Source organism: Streptomyces sp. NBC_01384, assembly GCF_045040035.1.
Classification (GTDB): Bacteria; Actinomycetota; Actinomycetes; order Streptomycetales; family Streptomycetaceae; genus Streptomyces.
In genome coordinates this window covers 1,578,505-1,599,545 of the sequence record NZ_CP109559.1, presented here as the reverse complement: position 1 = coordinate 1,599,545, position 21,041 = coordinate 1,578,505, and the positions used below count along the sequence as shown (strand labels likewise).

General features: G+C 69.4%; 15 protein-coding genes. 10 read left to right on the top strand and 5 right to left on the bottom strand.

Going from position 1 to position 21,041, the window contains the following annotated elements:
• Positions 1-127: 127 nt before the first annotated feature.
• The 6 genes from OG747_RS07070 (at position 128) to OG747_RS07045 (ending at position 8,418) form a co-directional block, all read left to right on the top strand.
• Complete coding sequence (locus OG747_RS07070) at positions 128-2,815, top strand: AAA family ATPase (RefSeq protein ID WP_405878432.1); 2,688 nt, start codon at positions 128-130, stop codon at positions 2,813-2,815.
• Between the two features lie 111 nt (positions 2,816-2,926).
• Complete coding sequence (locus OG747_RS07065; RefSeq protein ID WP_405878431.1) at positions 2,927-5,575, top strand: AAA family ATPase; 2,649 nt, start codon at positions 2,927-2,929, stop codon at positions 5,573-5,575.
• Between the two features lie 124 nt (positions 5,576-5,699).
• The gene (locus OG747_RS07060) at positions 5,700-6,665 is read left to right on the top strand and encodes a LysR family transcriptional regulator (RefSeq protein ID WP_405878430.1); all 966 of its coding nucleotides are present in this window, start codon (positions 5,700-5,702) and stop codon (positions 6,663-6,665) included.
• Positions 6,666-6,811: 146 nt separating this feature from the next.
• Positions 6,812-7,465, top strand: coding sequence for a BON domain-containing protein (locus tag OG747_RS07055; RefSeq protein WP_405878429.1), 654 nt, complete (start codon positions 6,812-6,814; stop codon positions 7,463-7,465).
• A gap of 112 nt (positions 7,466-7,577) precedes the next feature.
• Positions 7,578-7,844, top strand: a complete 267-nt coding sequence (locus OG747_RS07050; protein ID WP_405878428.1) for a hypothetical protein — start codon at positions 7,578-7,580, stop codon at positions 7,842-7,844.
• A gap of 106 nt (positions 7,845-7,950) precedes the next feature.
• Positions 7,951-8,418 (top strand): SsgA family sporulation/cell division regulator, encoded by a 468-nt coding sequence (locus tag OG747_RS07045; RefSeq protein ID WP_405878427.1) that lies wholly within the window; start codon positions 7,951-7,953, stop codon positions 8,416-8,418.
• Positions 8,419-8,422: 4 nt separating this feature from the next.
• On the opposite strand, the gene OG747_RS07040 is transcribed toward OG747_RS07045, so the two are convergent.
• Complete coding sequence (locus OG747_RS07040) at positions 8,423-8,842, bottom strand: hypothetical protein (RefSeq protein WP_405878426.1); 420 nt, start codon at positions 8,840-8,842, stop codon at positions 8,423-8,425.
• Positions 8,843-9,076: 234 nt separating this feature from the next.
• Between OG747_RS07040 and OG747_RS07035 the strand changes: the two genes are divergently transcribed.
• Positions 9,077-10,468 (top strand): NAD(P)/FAD-dependent oxidoreductase, encoded by a 1,392-nt coding sequence (locus OG747_RS07035; protein ID WP_405878425.1) that lies wholly within the window; start codon positions 9,077-9,079, stop codon positions 10,466-10,468.
• 55 nt (positions 10,469-10,523) lie between these two features.
• Here the strand turns inward: OG747_RS07035 and OG747_RS07030 are convergent, their stop codons facing one another.
• The 4 genes from OG747_RS07030 to OG747_RS07015 all read right to left on the bottom strand — a co-directional run bounded on the left by OG747_RS07030 (position 10,524) and on the right by OG747_RS07015 (position 15,635).
• Positions 10,524-11,975 (bottom strand): alpha-amylase family glycosyl hydrolase, encoded by a 1,452-nt coding sequence (locus tag OG747_RS07030; protein ID WP_405878424.1) that lies wholly within the window; start codon positions 11,973-11,975, stop codon positions 10,524-10,526.
• Positions 11,972-14,659 carry an MGH1-like glycoside hydrolase domain-containing protein gene (locus OG747_RS07025; protein ID WP_405878423.1) on the bottom strand — a complete coding sequence of 896 codons (2,688 nt, stop codon included), beginning with the start codon at positions 14,657-14,659 and terminating at the stop codon, positions 11,972-11,974. The genes OG747_RS07030 and OG747_RS07025 overlap by 4 nt, the downstream gene beginning before the upstream one ends.
• Before the next feature lie 29 nt (positions 14,660-14,688).
• A complete protein-coding gene (locus OG747_RS07020) occupies positions 14,689-14,997 on the bottom strand; it encodes a WhiB family transcriptional regulator (RefSeq protein ID WP_405878422.1) in 309 nt (102 codons plus the stop codon).
• Between the two features lie 167 nt (positions 14,998-15,164).
• Positions 15,165-15,635, bottom strand: coding sequence for a DUF1003 domain-containing protein (locus tag OG747_RS07015; protein ID WP_405878421.1), 471 nt, complete (start codon positions 15,633-15,635; stop codon positions 15,165-15,167).
• A 224-nt stretch (positions 15,636-15,859) separates the two neighbouring features.
• Here OG747_RS07015 and OG747_RS07010 point away from each other — a divergent pair, with 224 nt between their 5' ends.
• The 3 genes from OG747_RS07010 to OG747_RS07000 all read left to right on the top strand — a co-directional run bounded on the left by OG747_RS07010 (position 15,860) and on the right by OG747_RS07000 (position 20,899).
• Positions 15,860-16,417: a DUF308 domain-containing protein gene (locus tag OG747_RS07010; protein ID WP_405878420.1), complete on the top strand. Its 558-nt coding sequence runs from the start codon at positions 15,860-15,862 to the stop codon at positions 16,415-16,417.
• Between the two features lie 70 nt (positions 16,418-16,487).
• The gene (locus tag OG747_RS07005) at positions 16,488-16,964 is read left to right on the top strand and encodes a hypothetical protein (protein WP_405878419.1); all 477 of its coding nucleotides are present in this window, start codon (positions 16,488-16,490) and stop codon (positions 16,962-16,964) included.
• 1,049 nt (positions 16,965-18,013) lie between these two features.
• Positions 18,014-20,899 (top strand): AAA family ATPase, encoded by a 2,886-nt coding sequence (locus OG747_RS07000; protein WP_405878418.1) that lies wholly within the window; start codon positions 18,014-18,016, stop codon positions 20,897-20,899.
• The last annotated feature ends 142 nt before the right edge of the window (positions 20,900-21,041 follow it).

Here is a 21,041-nt window from a genome sequence, read left to right as displayed (position 1 = left end):
CGCGCGTGGGCCCGGTATCGACGCTTTGTGGTTCTGGATCCGGTCACATGACTCAAGCCCTGCCGCCGTGGTTCACCTACGATCCCGCTGAGAAGGCATTGAGCGTACGGGAAGACTGGGGAGACGCGTGTACGAGGCCGGGCTCCTTGGCCGCGACGAGCAGTTGAGAGTCCTGCAGGAACTGATGGGAAGGCTGCCCGATGCCGGCGGCGCCATGACACTGCAGGGCGGCCCGGGCGTCGGCAAGTCCGCGTTGTTGCGTGCCGCAGCCGAACGCGCCCGGAGGGCGGGATGGCAGCTGCTGGAGGTTGCCGGGCGCTCTGACGACACCCCCTTCAGCGGTCTACGCGCGTTGCTGCGGCCGGTGCTGGGCACGGCGGACGCCCTGCCCGCGGGACAGGGCGAGATCCTGCGGTCGGTGTTCGAGATCGGTTCCGGGCCACCGCCGGAGACCTCCAAGGTGGCCCTGGCCGTATTCAACCTGATCACCACGAGGGCGGCCGAGCAGCCCGTGGTGCTGATCGCCGACGACGGGCAGTGGCTCGACAGGCCCACCCGAGACGTATTGGCGTTCATGGGGCGCAGGGTGAGCGACAACCCGATCGTCATCCTCGGGGCACGCCGCAGCGGACGGAACATGCCGGATGTGCCCGTGCTGGACGTGCCGGTGCTGGACGTGCCCTCGGCGCGGCGGCTGCTGGCCCGCCATGCGGCCACGCTGCCTCCTGCTGTTCGGGAGCGGATACTCGGGGAGGCGCTCGGCAACCCGCTGGCGCTGGTTGAACTCCCCGCAGCGTGGCGCCCGACGGGACTGCCGGGTTCGTGGACCCACCTGCCGGTGAGCTCCGCATTGGCGACGGCGTTTGCGGCCGGGCTCGGCGAACTGCCGGTGCAGGCCCGGGACGCCCTGTTGGTCGCGGCCGTCGAGCATGTCGGAGACCTCTCGGAGATCCTTGCAGCCGCCTCCGTCCTGGCAGGGCGCGCTGTCGCGGTGGACGTTCTCGACAGCGCGGTCGCGGCGTCGTTGATACGACTCGACAGGACGAGACTGCGCTTCCTCCATCCCGTGGTCCGATTCGCGGTGTTGGAGGCGGAGACCCCGGCCCGCCGACAGGCCGCCAACGCCGCTATGGCGCGGGTGCTGGCCGAGCAGCCGGACCGGCGCACATGGCATCGTGCCCAGTCCGTCAACGGCCCCGACGACGAGATAGCGGACGAACTGGCGGATGCTCACGCTCCCTTGCTCCGGCGTCACGGAGTCGTCGCGGCCATCTGGGCGCTCGAGCGATCGGCGCAGCTCACCGCGGACTCGGCCACCCGGGGACACCGGTTTCTGTGTGCGGCCGAGCATGCGTACGGTCTCGGCCGCACACGCCTGACCCACTCCCTGATCGACGAGGCAGAACGTCAGGAGCTCAGCGACGCGGACCGGGCGAAGGCCTGGTTGTTGCGGGACATCTCGGACGCGGACCCGCAGCCCGGTCCGGCCCGGACACAAGTGCGGGATATCACCGAGCTGTCGGCAGGCGATCCCGACCTGGCTCTCGACCTGTTGCTGAGCGCGGCGCTCCGTGCTCACAGGACCGGTGCCGGCCCCGCTCCGCGGGCCGGCATCGTCGCGGCCGCCGAGCGGCTGACAGGGACGAGCGACCCACGGCACATCGCGGCTCTGGCGCTGGCCGAACCTGTGCTCCACGGCCGGGCGGTGGCCGACCGGCTGCCTTCGAACGAGAGGGTGTGGTATCTCCCTGACGCCGACGGCCTCCGGCTGTTCGGCATGGCCGCGCACGCGATCGGCGATCCGGTCCGCGCGGTCGACCTGCTCGGTCGAGCAGAACCGATTCTTCGCGAGCAGGGCCGACTCGGTCTGCTGTCGGAGACACTCCTCACCGAAGCTGCCGACCTGCTGCTGCTCGGGGACTGGCCGCGTGCCGCTCATCTCACCGAAGAAGCACGCCGGATTCTCGCCGAGACTCGACAGCCGGCCTTAGTCGCCGCGCTCACCGGCACGGACGCGGTCGCCGCCGCACTGCGCGGGCAAGTCGAGCGCGCGGTGGAGCTGGCCGACACCGTGGCGACATGGCAGCGCGCCGATCTCATCCCGACGCTACGGTTGGCCCGTGGCGTGGCGCGGCTCGGTGAGGGACGGTACGCCGAGGCGTACGAAGAGCTGAGGCCGCTTCTGGAGCAGCCGCACGAGGGCCTGCGGTGGCAGGGCTTCGCCGCGGTGATGCCGTTCGCCATGGCAGCGGATCGTGGCAGCAGCCGTCATGAAGCCGCGCACATACTCGCGATCCTCGAGGAAGCGGCAGGCGTGACTCCCGCCCCGCTGCTGCACGTCCAGCTGCCGTACGCGCGAGCCGTGCTCGCCGCCGACGCGGCGGCCGAGGAACTGTACATGGTCGCGTTGGGCCAGGACCTGGCCCGCTGGCCGCTGGTCAAGGCGCGGACGGAACACGCGTACGGACAGTGGCTGCGGCGCCGCCGGCAGGCCGCTCGGTCGCGCGCGATGCTGCTCTCGGCGCGGACCGCTTTCGAGCTCATCGGAGCCTCGAACTGGGCGGGCCGCAACGCTGCTCAAGCAGCCGGCAACCCGCTTCCGTCCGTCATGGAGCTGCTGTCACCCCAGGAGACACTGATCGCCCGGCTGGCCGCGGAAGGGCTCGCCAACCGGGAGATAGCGGAACGACTGCATCTGTCACACCGTACGGTCGCCGCACATCTGTACAGAGCCTTCCCCAAGCTCGGAATCACCTCGCGCAGTGAGCTGGCGCCGCTGCTGAAGCTGCCGGAACCGGCCGCGAACGACCACTGAAACCAGCGCTCGCCGCACCACCGGATGCGCGGGCGGGATCAGTCAAACGACGCAAGCCGCCGATGGTGCGGAGTGACTAGCGTGGAGGCTCTGGGGAGTTGGGAGGGATCCATGGGTGCGGCGAGGCTGGTCGGAAGAGAGCGGGAGATCGCCGTGCTGGCGAGGCTCCTCGAACGTACGCCGTCGAGCGGTGCGGTGCTGCTGATGCTCGGGGACCCGGGTATCGGTAAGTCGTCGCTGCTGCACGAGGCGGAGTCCAGGGGGCGGGCCCGGGGTTTCCGGATACTTCGGCTGGTCGGTGTCGAGTGCGAGACGATGTTTCCCTTCGCGGGACTGCACCAGATGGTCGGTCCGGTGCTCGATCATGTCTCGCTGCTTCCGCGGCACGAGAGGGAAGCGTTGTCGGCGGCGTTCGGCCTGGTCGAGGGCCCGCCACCGGAGCCGTTACTGATCAATCTGGCGGTCGTGGACCTGCTGGCGGCCATGGCGGCCGACCAGCCGGTGCTGATACTGGCCGACGACGTGCAGTGGCTGGATCCGCAGTCGCACGAGGTGCTGACGTTCGTCGGACGGCGCGTGGCGGGACCCGTGGTGATCATCGCCGTGATGCGCCGGGGCCATACGGGCCCGTTCCGCCACGCCGGTTTTCCGGAGCTGACAATGGGCGGCGTGGACGACGATGCGGCAGCGCAGATCCTGTCCGCTCATGCTCCTGGCCTGAGTCCGGCCGAGCGGCGGCGCATCCGGCGAGAGGCGCTGGGCAATCCGCTGGCGCTCCGCGAGTTGCCGATCGCGATGGCGGCCGCGCCCTCCGGTGGACTGCGTCCGTTGACCCTGTCCGACCGGCTGGAACACGCGTTCGCGGGGCGCGGGGCCGAACTGCCCTCGGCGACCCGGGACGCCTTGCTCGTCGCGGCCGTCGACCCGGCAGACGACCTCGCCGAAATCATCAAGGCGGTCTCGGCCCTGTGCGGCGAACCGGTCACTCCTGAGGTGTTCGACCCCGCGCAGGCGGTAGGACTGGTGAGCGTGGAAGAGGGCCGGGTCGCCTTCCTGCACCCCCTGATGCGCTCGGGAATCCTGCAGGCCGAAAGCCTGGCCCGGCACCATTCGGCCCACCGGGCGCTGGCGGACACACTGGACGATGTGTACCGGCGGACCTGGCACAACGCGCAGTCCATCGTGGGTCCCGACGACCGGATCGCCGACGCTCTCGAGGCCAATGCCGCGCATGCGCTGAGCCGGGGCGCGGTGTTCTCGGCGATCGACGATCTCGAGCGGTCGGCACAGCTGACGAGTTGGTCGGCGTTGCGCGGGCACCGGCTGCTGGTGGCGGCCGGGCACGCCTTCGGAATGGGCCGGGAGGACATTGTCCACGAGTTGCTGCAGTCGGCTGCCAGGACCGACCTGACCGACCTGGACCGGGCGCGTATGGAATGGCTCGGTGAGATGTTCGACCACACGCCCGGGGGCGCCGCGCGCGTGAACGAGTTGTGCGACCTCGCCGTTCGGTCCGCGCCTGCCGATCCCGATCTGTCGCTCGACCTTCTCCTGGCGGCTTCCTTGCGATGTTGGTGGGCCGACACCGGGCCGGCCGCCCGGGCGCGTGTCGTTGCCTGCGTCGACCGGCTGCCCGAGACGGCGGGTGACCCGCGCTACCTCGCGGCCCTGGCGGCGGTGGAACCGGTGCTGCGCGCCCGGCAGGTCGTCGAGGCACTGACCCGGATGCCTCCTGGCGACGATGGGGACGCACTGCGGGTCATGGGCATCACCGCGCACGGGGTGGGGCACATGGCCCTGGCTACCGAGCTGCTGTCCCGCTCCGAGGTGATACTGCGCCAGCAGGGCCGACTGGGACTCCTCTCGCAGGTGCTGACCACGCAGTCGGTGACGTACGTGCTGCTCGGGGAATTGGTGCGGGCGGCCGACGTGGCCGAGGAGGGGAAGCGGCTGGCAGCGGAGACGGGGCAGCCGGCGTGGGGAGCCGGACAGCTGGTGTGCGACGTCCTGCTGAAAGCGTTCGTCGGTGATGCGCAGGAGGCACTGCGGCGGGCCATCGAGGCCGAACTGCGAGAGGCCCGCGGCCGGAACGTGATGCTGTCAATGCTTCAACTCGCCCGTGGACTGGTGTCACTGGCGGCCGGGCGGAACCGGGACGCCTACCGGACGTTGCGGGCGATATTCGATCCGGCCGAACCCAGCTTCCACCAGCGGAACGGTTTCGCGAGCCTGATGTTCCTTGCGGACGCGGCCGTACGCGCCGGACACCGAGAAGACGCCCGAGAGCTGGTGGCGGAGCTGGAGATGATCGCACGGGAGACGCCGTCGCCGCTTCTGCATGTCCACCTCTTGTACGCCCGTGCGGTCCTGGCCGCCGACGAGGACGCCGAGGACTTCTACTTGGCGGCGCTGCGGCAGGATCTGTCCGACTGGCCCTATGCCCGCGCGAAGGTCGAGCTGGCGTACGGCTCCTGGCTGCGCCGCCAGAAACGGGTCCATGAGGCGCGGTCGCCGCTGACCTCGGCGCAGTCCACCTTCGACCGGATCGGCGCGCTTCCGTGTAGTGACGAGGCACGACTCGAACTGCAGGCAACGGGCGCCCCGATCGACTGGCCCGAGTCGTCCGCCGAGCGGTTGAGGCAGATCACCGAGCTGTCCGCCCTGCGGCTTCCGGACGACGAGATCGCCGAGCGGCTCAGCCTGCGCAGGGCGGTTGTGGCGATGTATCGCGACAGGACACGGCCCGACACCCCCCGGTGAGGACATCGCGGCAGTCGGATGACGCAAGCCCGGCAACGGGACCTCCGGCAGCATGACACGAGTCCGCTTCTGTCGAGTGGCCGGATGGGACTGCATGGGAAAAGCCGAGAACGGATCGATTTCCTTGCTCGATTCTGAGAATTCGGCACCCCATGGTGTCGAGCTGCGCCATCTGCGCTATTTCGTGGCAGTGGCGGAAGCAGGCACCTTCACACATGCCGCAGAGCGCATGTATGTCGGGCAGCCGACACTGAGTCAGCAGATCAGGCGTCTGGAGGAATTCGTCGGCGCGCCGTTGTTGCAGCGTCGGCGTGAAGGAGTTCGGCTGACCGAAGCCGGCACCGTACTGCTGGAGGAGTCCCGGGCCGTTCTCTCCCTGGTCGATCATGGCGTCAGCCGAACCCGACAGGCGGCGGGTCTTGGCCGGTCGCGCCTGCGTTTCGTCGTTCAGCCGTATCTGCCGCCCACGCTCGCCGCGGAGACCGTCTCGCGGCTGCGATCCGCGGCTCCCGAGGTCGACGTGACCTGGTTGGAGACAGCGCTGGACGCTGATTTCTCCTCGATCCTTCAGCGGCGGGCCGACGCCGCTCTGGGCTGGATGAGCCCGGCGAACTGTGCGCTGCCGGACCCCCTCGACGTGATGGAGATCGGGTCCTTCGAACCCGATCTCTGGATTCCGGCACGGCACCAGGGGGTGGTGAACGGGGCCATCGGCCTCGACGAACTCGCCCGTATGCACATCATCCACGGTCCTCGTCACGCGGACCCCGGAACGTACGACGCATGGCGCTCGGCGCTGCGGACCAGGAACCCGTCCTTCGACTTCACCGACCCGCCGTTTCGGCAGTCGCTGCCCATGACGCTGGCCTTCGCCGCGACCGGGAGCCGGCCGAGCGCCGTCCTGACGGGGCCGTGCCGCCCCGTGGGGATCGCTCCGCAGTCGACGGCGGACGCAGGCCGTCACGAGATGGTGCCCGTTCGCGTCGAGGGGTCCCCGCTGACCGCCACCGCCGGTCTGGTGTGGAGCACGGATCTCCCCCGTGAATTGCAGAAGGTACTTTTCGACACCGCCGAAAAGATTGCCACCTGAACCGCTACCCGGCCTATGTCATGGAATCCATGGCGCAGACCAATACCAGAATCATCCCCATCGCTTTTACTGGCACCGAGGTTTCGCGGTGAACTGATGACGAAGCGGAAATTCGCCGCTCTCGCCGGAACGGAAGGATCTCTCTGATGAGCAAGACCAAGGACATTCGCCAGTCGGTCGACGCGGAACTCGTCTTCGACCCGCTGGTGGACGCGACGGACATCACCGTTCACAACCTCGGGGGCGAAGTAAGGCTCACCGGCACCGTCCCGAGCTACCTCCAGTACCTCGAAGCCGCCGCCGCCGCGCAGCGGGTGGCCGGCGTCACCAAGGTCCACAACAACCTGGAGGTGGTGCTGCCGGCCGCGCACGAGCGCGACGACGCGACGCTGGCCGAGACGGCGAACAGCGTGCTGCTGATGAACATCGCCGTGCCGATCGGTGTCGAGGCGACCGCCAGCAACGGCAACCTGAAGCTGACCGGCGTTGTCCGGTACGGCTCGGAGCGGCGGGCCGCGGAGGACGCGGTCGCCGGACTCACGGGAGTCCGCGGTATCAAGAACAAGATCGAGATCTCCGACGACGCCGACCCGGTCGACGTCACCCTGCTGGTGTCGGACGCGCTGGACCGCAACGCGCTGATCCTCGACGACAGTGAAGTCGCCGTCACCACCGATGCGAACACGGTCATCCTCACCGGCCATGTCCGCACGTGGGCGGAGCACGACGCCGTGATCTCGGCCGCCTGGATGGCCCCGGGCGTCTACGACGTGCGCGACGACCTGTTCATCACCGGCTGACACCAAGCCGCATCAGGAGATTCACCAGGGCCGGTCCTTCGGGAAACCCCGCGGGACTGGCCTGCTCCTCTTCTCAGGACCACTCGAACCCGACCGAGAGGCACAGCACGCCATGCACGACGCAACTCGAAGCAAGAAGAAGGGCACCGGCCGGCTCCGCGAGCCGGGCGCCGAGCTCGAAAACCTGCTGCGGGACGCACTCGCAGCGGTCGCCGGTACGAAGGCGGTCTCCCGCACACCTTCCCATTCCCACCATCACTGGTTCCGTGACGCTCCGCGCCACAGGCTCGCCCGCACCACGGGCCACCTGTTCGGCTACGCACTGCTCGGCTACATCGTCGTCCACCAGCGGCGGAGCCTGAAGAACCCGGCCATCTGACAAGGGGGGGCCGACTGCGCCCGGCGCGGGACGAGGGGCACACCCTGAGGCCGCGCCGGGCGCAGCTCACCCGCCCCGGCACAGATCAGCACAGAAAGGGAAGCACATGGCCCGCTCGCACAACGAACCAGCCAGGGACGTACGTTCCTCAGAACAGGACTGCGCGGATCTCTCCCTGAGGATGTGGCGGCACGTGTCCCTGTGCGAGACACTGCCGATCCAGGCCCGCTTCAGCTTCGACCACACCCAGCCCCTCGAGGTGCGCGTCGAATTCTTCAACGACGTCGGCGGCGCCGTCACCTGGGCGCTCTCGCGGGAACTGCTCGTGACGGGCCTGCACCGACCGAGCGGTGACGGCGACGTACGGATCTGGCCTCCGTGCCAGCACCATGGCGGGGACAGCTTCTGGATGTTCCTCCAGGGACGGACCGACGTGGCACTCCTCGAAGGCCGCATCGACCCCCTGCGCGCCTGGATCGATGAGACGCTCAGATCCGTTCCCTTCGGCACGGAAGGCCTCTCGATGGACTGGGACGAGGCCTTCGCGCACGTTCTGGCACAGGGGGACCGCTAACGGCCTACGGTGCCCAGTAGGGTGTCACGCCGTGGATGGCCTGGGCTCGCTGGCGCAGGTCCAGGCCATCGACAAGGGCGGAGTCGGACAGGCGCATCCGCCCCTCGCGGGTACGCAACAGGGCGAGGACGACGTGGTCGAGCCCAGTACGCCGGGGCAGCACGTTGACAAGTCCATGACGCACTGCCCGGGAAAGCTGGGCGCGCCCCACGTACTGGGCCACCAGCACGATGCGCGGCCGCCCGTGCTCCCCGCACGCACCGCGCATGAGCGCGAGCGCCTCTTCGTCGAGCTCCGTGGCCAGGACGAGCAGCGCCTCCGCGCGTGCTTCCTGCTCCGGTCGCAGCAGGCACACGCGGGGCCGGGCACGCAGGGCGGTGGAGATGTCACAAGCAAGCCGGAGGTCGCCGGACTTGACGGCCACGGTCACTGGAGAGGTTACTCGTTCCGTTCTTCTCATGACTCCGAAGTTAGGTGGCCGACGTCCTGTCGAGCTTCTGTCGGACGACTGCCCGACAGGACGTACGACGGTCGTCCGGGCCGTTCCTGCCGCACGGTAGGCGTTTACGTCATCCGACGGAAGCCGCTGTCTCACCACCCGGATCACGATGGCGGCCCTCGGTCGCCCTGCCCCGCTCAGCCGCTCGGAGGAAGTGTCATGACCAGTCCGATCAACCCCACCCGTCCCCGTGTCCTGATCGTCGGCGGCGGCTTCGCGGGCGTCGCCTGCGCCCGTCGGCTGGAACGGGTACTGAAGGCCGACGAGGCCGACATCGTCCTCGTGACGCCGCTCGACTACGAGTTGTACCTGCCACTGTTGCCGCAGGTGGCGGCCGGGGTGCTGACACCGCAGTCGATTGCTGTCTCGCTGCGCAGGGTGCTGCGCCGCACCCGGATCGTCCCCGGCACCGCCCTGGGCGTCGACCTCGACTCCCGGGAGTGCGTGGTGCGCTTGATCACCGATCAGGAGGTCCGCGAGGGATACGACATCGTGGTGCTGGCCAGCGGGAGCGTGACGCGCTCGTTCGACATCCCCGGTGTGCCGGAACACGCCCGCGGCATGAAGACCCTGGCGGAGGCCGTCGCCATGCGCGACCACGTCATCGCCCAACTCGACCTGGCCGACGCGACCGAGGACCCGGCGGAGCGGGAGGCACGGCTGCGGTTCGTCGTCGTGGGCGGCGGATACGCGGGCACCGAGACCGCCGCCTACCTCCAGCGACTCGCCGTCGCGGCGACCTACCGCTACCCGGGGCTGAGCCGGGAGTCGATCGAGTGGCACCTGGTCGATGTCTCGCCCCGGCTGATGCCGGAACTGGGCCCGCGACTGGGTGACAAGGCGTTGGCCCGGCTGCGGCGGCGCGGCATCGAGGTCTCCCTCGGTGTGAGCGTGGCGTCGGCCGGGCCCGGCTGGGTCGAACTCACCGATGGGCGCCGGCTTCCCGCCCACACCCTGGTGTGGACCGCGGGGGTCGCGGCAAGCCCGCTGGTCGCGTCGACAGGCGCGAAGACCGTACGGGGCCGGCTCGCGGTCACCGCGGAGCTGACCCTGCCGGGCCACGACGACGTGTTCGCCCTCGGCGACGCCGCCGCGGTACCGGACCTCGCCGCCGGTGGGGACGCGGTCTGCCCACCCACCGCGCAGCACGCCCTGCGTCAGGGCAGGACGGCTGGGAACAACGTCGTCGCGCGGTTGCGCGGACGGAGTCCGAGCCAGTACCGGCACCGCGATCTCGGCCTGGTCGTCGACCTGGGCGGCCTGGGCTCCGTCGCCCGGCCGCTGGGCATCCCGCTCAGCGGCCTCCCGGCACAGCTGGTGACGCGCGTCTACCACCTGCTGGCGCTGCCCACGCTCGTGGCCAGGACCCGCGTCGCCACGAACTGGATGCTGCACGCGGTGGCGGGAGACGATTTCGTCCGCACCGGATTCCTCGCCGGACAGCCGAGCACGATCCGGGCGATGGAGCATACCGATGCCTATCTGACCACTGATGAGGTCCACGCCACCGCCGACTCCGAGAAGCCCGCGAGGACGCGACAGGCGCCATGAGCGTCATGAGGAAGGGGGTGGCCCCGGCGGCCGGGCCGCAAGGGCCACCCGTCTCCTACCGGCTCAGCGAGAGCAGGTGCCAGTGCCAGGCGTCGAGTGCGACGAACAGGCCCGGATCGACCAGTTCGTCGCCTTCCCGTTCGTAGGTGTTCTCGGCGAGCAGTTCGGTCAGTTCGCATGACTGCCCGTGAAGGTCGGTCCAGGGCAGCGGAACCCGCCCCTGGGCGGGCCGGTCGGAGTAGTTGATCACGACGAGGTACCGTCCCTGGCCGGCGGTCCAGGACCAGGCGAGCAGGTTGTGGTGGGTGTCGTTGTCCGGCCAGCCCGTGCAGGTCAGCAGCTGCCAGTCGCCCTCGCGGACGGGGGCCACGGCGGTCACCAGGCGGTCGTAGAAGTCATGCAGGGACGCGTCGGCCGGTTCCTGGGGCCGACGCGAGAGGAACACGGGCGGGCGTACGCGGCGTCCTTCGAACTGGCCCTCGTGCCAGAGGGTCGCGCCCGGCAGGGTGGCGACGGCGACGGCGGCTGCGCGTTCCCGTCCGCCGGGCAGGACGGCGGCGGCCCGGGGTTCGTCGTGGTTCTCCAGGAAGCGGACGAGCCGGCGCTGGTAGGCGAGGTCGGCGCCGAGGTGGGCGTGGACGGATCCGGCGTCCTCGTGGACCAGGCGGTCATAGAGCCGCTTGTCGTAGCAGTGGTCGAAACCCTGCTGCTGGAGGGACCGTTCGAGGTCCCAGTACGCCTCCGCGACGAAGAGGAGACCGGGGTGGCGCTCCCGCACGCGGGGGATGACGTACGGCCAGAAGTCCTCCGCGGGGGCCGCTCCCGCCAGGTTGCCCCACGTCTTCGCGAACACGTCGTTCATGAGGAGCATCGCCATGTCGCAGCGCACGCCGTCCGCCTGGTCGCCGATCGCCGCCAGCGTGTCCACCGCCGCCGCCCGCAGCTCGTCGCTGAAGGCGTTCAGCTGGACGACGTCCGGCCACGGCGGGAAGTACGGGTCGCGGCCGCGCGCGTACACCTGCCCGCCCGCCTCCAGGAAGGCCTCGGGTGCGCGGGCCAGGTCGTCCGGCGTGCCCCGGACCAGGCAGTCCGGGCGCTCGGTGAGCCAGGGATGGTCGGGGGCCACGTGATTGGGGACGTAGTCCAGGATCAGGCGTACGCCCCGCGCGGCGAGTTCGGCCCGTGCCGCGGCCAGTCCCTCGCGGCCGCCGAGGCTCTCGTCGACGACGTAGTTCCGTACGCAGTACGGGGACCCGGCGATGTCCGCCGGGGTGAGGTCGGGCAGGGCGTCGCGGAAGGAGGCGAGCAGGCGGTCGTCCCGCAGGGCGATCGTCAGTCCCGCCGGGCTGCGCTCCCACACGCCCATCAGCCATACGGTGTCCACACCCGGCCGTGCGACCTCGTCCCAGACCTCGCCGGGCACGTCGCCCAGAGCGACCGGACGTTCGTACCGTTCGCTCAACTCGCGGAGCCAGACCAGGGTGTTGATCTCGTATATCACCGTCATGACAGGGGTTCCTCCCTCAGTGCGCCCCAGTCACCGGCGCCGACGAGATGGAACAGGGTGGCGGTGACCGCGGCCAGGCCCGTCCAGCCGGTCTGGTGGGAGGCGCCGAGGCCGGCGCCGGTGTCTCCGTGGAAGTACTCGTGGAACAGGATCAGATCGCGCCAGTACGGGTCCTTGGCGAACTTCGGCTGGGCACCGTGCACCGGGCGGTGGCCCTCGGCATTGCGCAGGAAGGTGGCGGTGAGCCGGTCGGCGATCTCGCGCGCGACCTCGTAGAGGTTCATCCGCCGGCCGGAGCCGGTCGGGCATTCCACGGTGAAGTCGTCGCCGTGGTAGGCGTGCAGGTTCAGCAGGGCGCGGACGAGGAGGACGTTGACCGGGAACCACACCGGGCCACGCCAGTTGGAGTTGCCCCCGAACATGCCCGAGTCGGATTCGGCGGGCAGGTAGCCGACTCCGTACGTCTCGCCGTGCACCTGGAAGGTGTACGGGTGCGCGGCGTGATACCGCGACAGGGAGCGGATGCCGTGCGGGCCGAGGAACTCGTCCTCGTCGAGCATGCGGGACAGGATGCGCCGCAGCCGGTCCTCGTCGAACAAGGCGAACAGGTGACGCCCCGCCGCGTCCGACCCGAGGACGTGGTGGGAGGACACAAGGGCTTCGACGGCCGGGTGCCTGCGCACGAACTCCTGTGCGCCCTGGACCAGTTCCGGGAAACGCTGATCCGTCCAGCCGCCGATCACGCTGGTCGCGGCGAGCGGGATCAGCCCGACCAGAGAGCGGACCTTCAGCCGGGTCGCGCCGCCGTCGGGCAGGCGCAGGACGTCGTAGAAGAAGCCGTCCTCCTCGTCCCACAGGCTCTGGTTGTCGTCGCCGATGCGGTTCATCGCGACCGCGATCCAGGCGAAGTGCTCGAACAGGGTCTGCGCGTGCTCGACGTAGACCGGGTTGCCATCGGCCAGTTCGATGGCGATCTCCAGGAGGTTCTGGCAGTACAGGGCCATCCACGCGGTGCCGTCGGCCTGGTCGAGGTGGCCGCCGGTGGGCAGCGGGGCGCTGCGGTCGAAGACGCCGATGTTGTCGAGGCCGAGGAAGCCGCCCTGGAAGACGTTGTTGCCGTCGACGTCCTTGCGGTTGAGCCACCAGGTGAAGTTCTTCATCAGCTTCTGGAAGGCGTTCTCCAGGAAGGTGCGGTCGCCGCGGCCCGTGCGGTGCTTCTCCAGCTCGTAGACGAAGAGGACGGCCCAGGCGTGCACCGGCGGGTTGACGTCACCGAAGTTCCATTCGTACGCCGGGATCTGGCCGTTGGGATGCAGATACAGGCGCCGCAGCAGCAGCTCCAGCTGCGACTTGGCGAAACCGATGTCGACCATGGACAGGGCGACGGCGTGGAAGGCGAGGTCCCAGGCCGCGAACCAGGGGTACTCCCAGGTGTCCGGCATCGAGATGACCTCGTCGCCCGCCATGTGGTACCAGGCGCTGTTGCGGATACCGGGGTCGGCGGCCAGCGGATCGACGCCGTGCTCGGCGAGCCAGCGCTCGACGTCGAGGTAGTAGTACTGCTTGCTCCACAGCATTCCGGCGAGGGCCTGCCGCACCATGCGCCGTTCGTCCTCGGCCAGGCCGTCGGGGACGACACCCTCGAAGAACACGTCGGCCTCGGTCCGTCGCGTGTCGAGTACCTGGTGGAACTCGGCCCAGGGGTCAGCGAGTTCGGTGTCGGTCAGGCGCAGCCGGACGGTGGCGCTGTCACCGGCCGGCACGGTGAGGACATGGTGGACGGCGGCCTTCGTGCCGGTCTGCCGCGGGTTGACGGCGCCGGTCTCGCCGTGGACGACGTACCGGTCGACGCCGTCCTTGACGTACGGGATGGCGTTCGGACTGCCGAAGACGCGCTCGTTGTTGGTGTCGTTCTCGGTGAACAGGGTCTCCATCTCGCCGGTGAGGTACAGCCACCGTGTGCCGAGCTCCTCGTGGTCGGCCCGGATCGCGCCGTCCGTCCGCCGCAGACCGGGCACGGCCGTGCCTCCCGCCCACGACCACGTGTGCCGGAACCAGAGCGTCGGCAGCAGGTGGAGGGTGGCCTCGTCGGGGCCGCGGTTGTGTGCGGTGATCTCGATCAGCAGGTCCTCGGGGCCTGCCTTGGCGTACTCGACGAACACGTCGAAGTAGCGGTCCTCGTCGAAGACGCCGGTGTCGAGGAGTTCGTATTCGGGGTCGTGCCGCCCGCGGGCCCGGTTGACGGCCACGAGATCGTCGTACGGAAAGGCACCCTGCGGGTACTTGTAGAGGAACTTCATGTACGAGTGGGTGGGCGTCGAGTCGAGGTGGAAGTAGTACTCCTTGACGTCCTCGCCGTGATTGCCCTCGGCGTTGGTCAGGCCGAACATCCGCTCCTTGAGGATCGGGTCCCGGCCGTTCCACAGGGCGAGCGCGAAGCACAGCCGCTGCTTGTCGTCGCTGACGCCCGCGATACCGTCCTCGCCCCATCGGTAGGAGCGGGAGCGGGCCTGGTCGTGGGTGAAGTACGACCAGGCGTCACCGCCGGGGCTGTAGTCCTCGCGGACCGTGCCCCATTGCCGTTCGCTCAGATACGGCCCCCAACGCCGCCACGCCGCCCGCCCCGCGTCGGCCTCCGCCAGCCGCAGTCGCTCGGGGTCCCCCGCACCGCTGTTCGCCGCCATCGCATGCCCTCCCCACACAGCACCTTCACTTAAGAATCGGATTTTTCGGACTCGTTCGCAATGATTCTGCGGGGCCGGGGCTGCCGAAGCCGTCCGCGTTCACCCTCGGACATGCCTCCCCAGACGCCGTACGGTTCAGGACCGCTCATCGCGGTCCAGGCACAGGCCTCGATCACAGGGCAATGCCTGCAGACGGCCCGGGCCTTCTTCTCCCGCGCCCGCTTCTCGGCACCGCGCTCGTCGGACGGAGAGAAGAAGACGGAGCTGTCCATGCCCCGGCAGCGTGCGTGTTGTTGCCAGTTCCAGTAGGCGAGGAAAGGGCGATGTCGAGGGATCATGACGTTTCCTCCCGGTGACAGGTCGATCCTGTGCAGATCATCGTCACCACTGGCCCGGTGTCGCGGCTTCAGTCGATTGGCTGATCGGCGGACGGTATGGGGGGATGTGGGTGGGGGAGGGAGGACGCCGGCTCACGCTGCGGCTCCACGCTTCTGTCTCACCGCATCTATGGAGAGGGCTGCTCGGTGCCGTTCATCTTCGCCTGGTTCTGCGCCAGGAGGGTCTGCACCTCCTGTTCGACCTGCTTGGGGTCGACTTTGAGGGCACGTCCGATGTGAGCCGCCCACACCTCCGAGCGGATATTGGTCTCGAAGTCCAGGTCGGCGCGGACGTTCTCGCGGGCGGCCTGGCGGTTCTGGCTCACCATCACGAACGTGGACAGAAAGATCGCCTCAAGGCTGACGATCATGGTGAGCAGTCCGTAAGGGTACGGGTCCCAGACTGCGGAGTGGCCGAACAGCCCCTCGTTGAAGGCAATCCAGACCGTGAACCACGCCGCGTGGATATAGACGAACTGCATGGTTCCGGCGAAGGCGGTGATCGCGTCCGCGATCCGGTCCTGGGTCCCGCGCATCCGCGCGAGAACGGCCCGCTCGTTCGGAAGACGTATGTCGAACCCGTTGCTGTCAGGGGCCATGGCCACTCCTTGATCCGCTGCTCTCGAGAGACGCTCGCCAACGTACGCGCGGGGCAGGTGCCTCCCTTGGGTCAATCGACTGCGTACAAGACCGAATGCGTATCCGTACGTCGTTCATTGAGTCGATTGACCGAAGTGAGCCGGGCCGGCGCTGCGGCAGAGTGACGGCAGCGCCGCTTCCGCGCCACTCCGCGGGAGTGGGCACTCTCCGAAGGAAGAAGGGCATGAGGATGGCCAAGTCGACGGCGACCCCTCTGATCTCGCGAGGGCTGCTGGCCGTCGTCGTCGGAGTCGTCTCGTTGGCGTGGCCCGGCGTCACCGTGGGGGCGTTCGCCGTCGCGTTCGCCGTCTATGCCCTCATCGCTGCCGGTATCGATGTCATGCGTGCCTTCAACAGTGACCGCATCGGCCCGGTAGCCGGGTATCTACTCCTCGCCGCTCTGGCCTTGGCCGCGGCGTTCGGCTCGCTGACATGGCCGGGGGTTACGGCGCTGGTGCTGACGGTATGCGTGGCGGCGTGGGCACTGGTCACCGGAGTCATGGAGGTGGCCCTGTCGTTCCGGCACGGCGAGAGCGCTGGGGAGCGGGCGATGTGGCTGCTCAGCGGTTTGGTGTCTCTCCTCCTCGGGATCGTGCTCGCCGCGCGGCCCGGTGCCGGCGCGGTCACGCTCGTCTCCGTGTTCGGCGTCTTCAGCATCCTGCACGGGGCCTTCGTACTCGTGGTGTCCGCGAGGATCCGCCGCGCCACGCACACCACGAGGCGACTCGCCCGGTCCCACTGATTTCCCCCGGTATGCACCTCAGTACGTCCCGTCATCGAACAGCACACATCCGTCAAGGAAGGGATGCACCATGTCAGACCCGACACCGCAGAAGAACCAGGCGCCTGGCACCACCTCGGACGGCCCGGCCGGCCGCCTCGCCGAGCTCTCGCAGAAGGCCCAGGAAGCGCAGCGGACCGTGGCAGCAAGTGCCGCGGAGGACCGGCAGAAGCTGTCCGCCGCGGTGGCCGACGCAAAGGACAGGGCCGAGCAGGGCGCGCAGAGGCTGCAGGCGAGTGGGCAACGGGCGAAGGCGAACGTCGCCGGAACCTGGAACCAGGTGCAGACTTCCTGGCAGGAGCATGTGGACTCGGTCCGCGAGAAGCTGGAGGAACGTAAGGCGGAGCGTGATGTGAAGCGTCTGCAGAACGCCGCCGACGATGCCGAGGAGTACGCCGCCGACGCCATCGACTTCGCGATCGCGGCCGTCGAGGAGGCCGAGTACGCCACGCTGGACGCGGTTCTGGCAAGGGCGGAGGCGGACGAAGCGGCCGACGCCGCGAAGTAGTCGGTTTCAGACGTGCCTGCGGGTGCGAGCGGCTGAACGGCCGGGGCAGCGGGTCGTGGGACAACGCCCACGACCCGCTGCCTGTTGACCGGCTGGTACGGCGAGGTGTCGCCTCCGGCCCGATCGCCCCGCGACAGTCCCGATGGTGACTCGGTGGTGGCGCGCCAGGATGCGGAAGGCATCGAACACGCGCAGCCGGTGGGCCGGGGCCTGACCCATTTCATTGGCGTCTGGCGGAGATGTACAGAATCCCCGGTCGGATGCCTCGCGGCGACGGTGTGGCCAGTCACTGCCGTTGGAGCCGATTGCTGTGGCCGGGAACATGGACCACCGTTCCTCAATCAGTGATGATTTTGCTGTCTATGTGAAGCGGACGTTCGCCCGCGTGGGGACGGTACGCCTCCTCCCGTGCCGCTTCGAGGTTGTCCGAGGTTCGCTGTTCCGCCATCTTTGGCGTGCACGCAGGCTGTTCAGCGACAGCATTTTCCGTTCTACCTGCTGTGGGGTGCGCGTGTTGTAGGGCTACACCTGTCCGTGGTCGCCGCGAGGGCAAGTGAACCCTGACCCGTGCTCCGCCATGGCTTTGTGTCGTGGACATCGTTGTCAGGGCCGAAGGGACCAGGTCCCGGCACCACAGAGACAGGACTCGGGGGGCCAGGTGTGGCTCACGCTCGCGACGAGTCGCCGTCCTCGCGCTGTCGCCGGGCGGGGGTCGTCGCCGTGCGAGCCCGAGGGCGAAAAGAGGCCATGTCGGTACGGGGCGTCGGCCCGACCGTCCACGAGAAACCTGCGGGAGGTCAGTGTCAGCGATGGTCGGCGTCGTGGTCCCCACGCGGTCGCAGTGGGCGGACTTCGGATAGTCGGAGGCCCCGATTCCTCGCCGTCGGCCGGTTCATCACGGCGGGCGGCGCCGCCGAGCCCGGCGGCCGGGCCGAGGACCGGCTACGAGCCGGGCCTTGATCGTCGCAGATTGAATGAATAGCAAGGGATGCTTTTTCTTGTCAACCCATCATAATTTTTCCGGCAAGCAGCTTGATGGCGGGAAGTCGGTGAATTCACAGCCTGGAGCGGACCTGGCTGGGCGCACGGCCGAGCTGGAACTGATGGACTCGCTGTTCGCCGGGCGCGATCGGGGCCGCCCCGGCCTGCTGCTGCGCGGCGCCCCGGGGGTGGGAAAGACGGCACTGCTGGATGCCGCCGCAGCGCGGGCCGCAGACGTCGGAATGCGGGTACTGCGCGCCTCCGCCGTGGAGTTCGAGGCCGAGATGAACTTCTCGGCGCTGCACCAGATGCTCTACCCGCTGCGCCATCACGCCGACCGGCTCGCCGACCACCATTGCGACGTCCTCCACCGGATCTTCGGTCTCACGCCGGGACCGTCCCCGGACCCGTCGGCCGCCTCGACGGCCGTACTCGCCCTGCTCGCCGAGGTCACCGTCGAGCGTCCGCTGCTGCTGATCGCCGACGACGTGCCGTGGCTCGACTGCGCCAGCGCGACCGCGCTAGGGTTCGTCGTCCGCAGGATCAGCGACCATCCGATCGTCTTCCTGGCCGCCATGCGGACCGGGGCGGGCTGTTTCTTCCACCAACTCCAGCTGCCCGTGCGCGAGATCGGGCCGCTGGCTGCGCAGGCGGCAGCCGAGCTGCTGGACGCTCGATGGCCCGGGCTGGGGCCGTCGGTACGGCGGCGATTGCTGGCCGAGGCCGCGGGCAACCCGCTCGCGCTGCGGGAGCTGCCGGCGGCGCTGAGCAGCCGACAGCGCTCAGGCCAGGACCCGCTGCCCGCGCTCCTGCCCCTTTCCGGGCGGCTGGAGGCGACCTTCGCCTCTGCCATCGAAAGGCTGTCGGCGCCGACCCGAAGGGTGCTGCTCATGGCTGCGCTGGACGCCGCCGCTGACCTGACCACGATACGGAAGGCCGCGCAGGACTCTGCGGCCATCGACGACCTCGCCCCGGCGCAGCAGGCGGACCTGGTACATGTCGATGCGGCCGTCGGCCACATGTCGTTTCGCCATCCGCTGATCCGCGCCGCGATCGTGCACCTGGCATCCCCGAGTGAACGCCGGAGCGCGCACCACTCCCTGGCCGCGGCCCTGGCCGACTCCCCTGAGCGCCGGGCGTGGCATCTGGCCGAGGCCGCGACCGGACCGGACGAGGCGGTGGCGCGGGCGCTGGAGGAAGAAGCCCTGTCCGCCTGGCGGCGCGGCGCACCGTCCGGCGCCGCGGCCGGGGCGTTGGACGAGGCGGCCGTCGTCGACCGGCGGCGCGTCGCTGCGTCCGCCGCGGTGGCCTGGCTCATGCGGGCCGGTGAACTCAGCCCGCATCCGGGCGACCGGTCCCGCCGACTGGTCGAGGCCGCCTACCTCGCGACCTTCACTGGTCAACTTGAAGACGTTTCACGGCTGTTGGCCGATGCCGGACAGGCACCCGACACGCCGACCGGGCTGGTCTTCGCCGCCACCGCCCACCTCCTCACCAACGATGAGGGCGATGTCGATGCCGCATACCGGCTCCTGGCCCGGGCGCTCGACGACGACATCGCCCAGAACGACAACTGGGACCACTGCGGCATCCTGTACGCGCTGCTGCTCGTCAGCCTCTATACCCTCCGCCCCGAGCCGTGGCAGCATCTCAAGACCGCAATGGCCCGGTTCGAACCGGCTGCGGTAACACCGTTCAGACTGTGCTACGACGCGTACGTCGACCCCACTCGCGCCCCCGATGCGTTGCGGAAGGGCCTCGCCGACGCCTTCGCGGCACTGCCTGCCGACGCGGCACCCTGGGAGCTGATCCCCCTGGGCTTCGCGGCGGTCGCGATGGACGCCCTGTGCGACTACAGGTACCTGGTCTCTCGCATGATCGAACGGGAACGCGACGGCGGCGCGATCGCCATGGTCATTCCCGCTTTGATGCTGCTCTGCCACGACTCCTACGTCCACGGGCAGTGGGACGAGGCCGAGAGTCTGGCACAGGAGGGGTTGGACCTGGCAGCGGTCTACGGCTACCACTTCTGGGAGCGACAGATTCGGGCCCTGCTGGCATCAGGCGCGGCTCTTCGTGGCGACGTGGACCTCGCCCGGACCCGCAGCGAGGAGACCACGACCTGGGCGGCGCCCCGCGGCGTCGAGGTGACGGAGGCCTACGGACGGTCGGCTCGCCACCTCGCTGCCATGGGCCAAGGCGACTACGAGGAGGCCCACGTCCAGGTGGCCAGGATCGACCCACCCGGCGCACCGAGCCCCGGCATCCCGGGCCGGTGGGTGGTCCTGGACCTGGTCGAGGCGGCGGTCCGCACCGGCCGCATGGACCAGGCCCGCGCCCACGTCGCCGCCGCCCAAGAGGCAGGCATCCACCGCATCTCCCCCCGCATCGCGATGATCACCGGCGGGGCCGCGGCTGTGGCTGCCGACGAGAAGGAAGCCGGCCCCCTGTTCGAGGCAGCCCTGTCCCTGCCCCAAGCGGCCCGGTGGCCGTGGGAACACGCGCGCATCCAGCTCGCCTACGGGCAGTGGCTGCGCCGCACCCGCGACCCCCGCGCCCGCCTGTACCTGAGCGCCGCCCTCGAAACCTTCGACCGGATCGGCGCCAAAGCCATGGCCCAGCGGGCCCGCAACGAGCTACGCGCTACTGGCGTTGCCACCAGCACCGGGCCCGACGCACCGACAGCCGCGTTGACCGTGCAGGAACGGCAGATCGCCGAGCTGGCGGCCATCGGCCTGACCAACAAGCAGATCGGCGAACGGCTGTTCCTGTCCCACCGCACGGTCGGCTCCCATCTGCACCGGCTGTATCCCAAGCTTGGTATCACCTCACGCGCCGCGCTCCGCGCCGCCCTGGAGGCGATGGCACCCGGCGAGGACGACCAGGCCTCACAGTCGGCGTCCCTCACCGAAGACCAGGACGGCCGGCAATCCCGTTCGGCCACGCATGACTGAACAGTGCCGCATCGCATGACTAGTTGGTCAACGCACTCATCGTGCTGACGTGCCGACGCTCCACCGTTGACCATCACCGCGTGTGACTTCGGCCTGGGCTGGTTCTGGCGTCCGGCCGACGGCGACCCGAAGCCGGTGGACC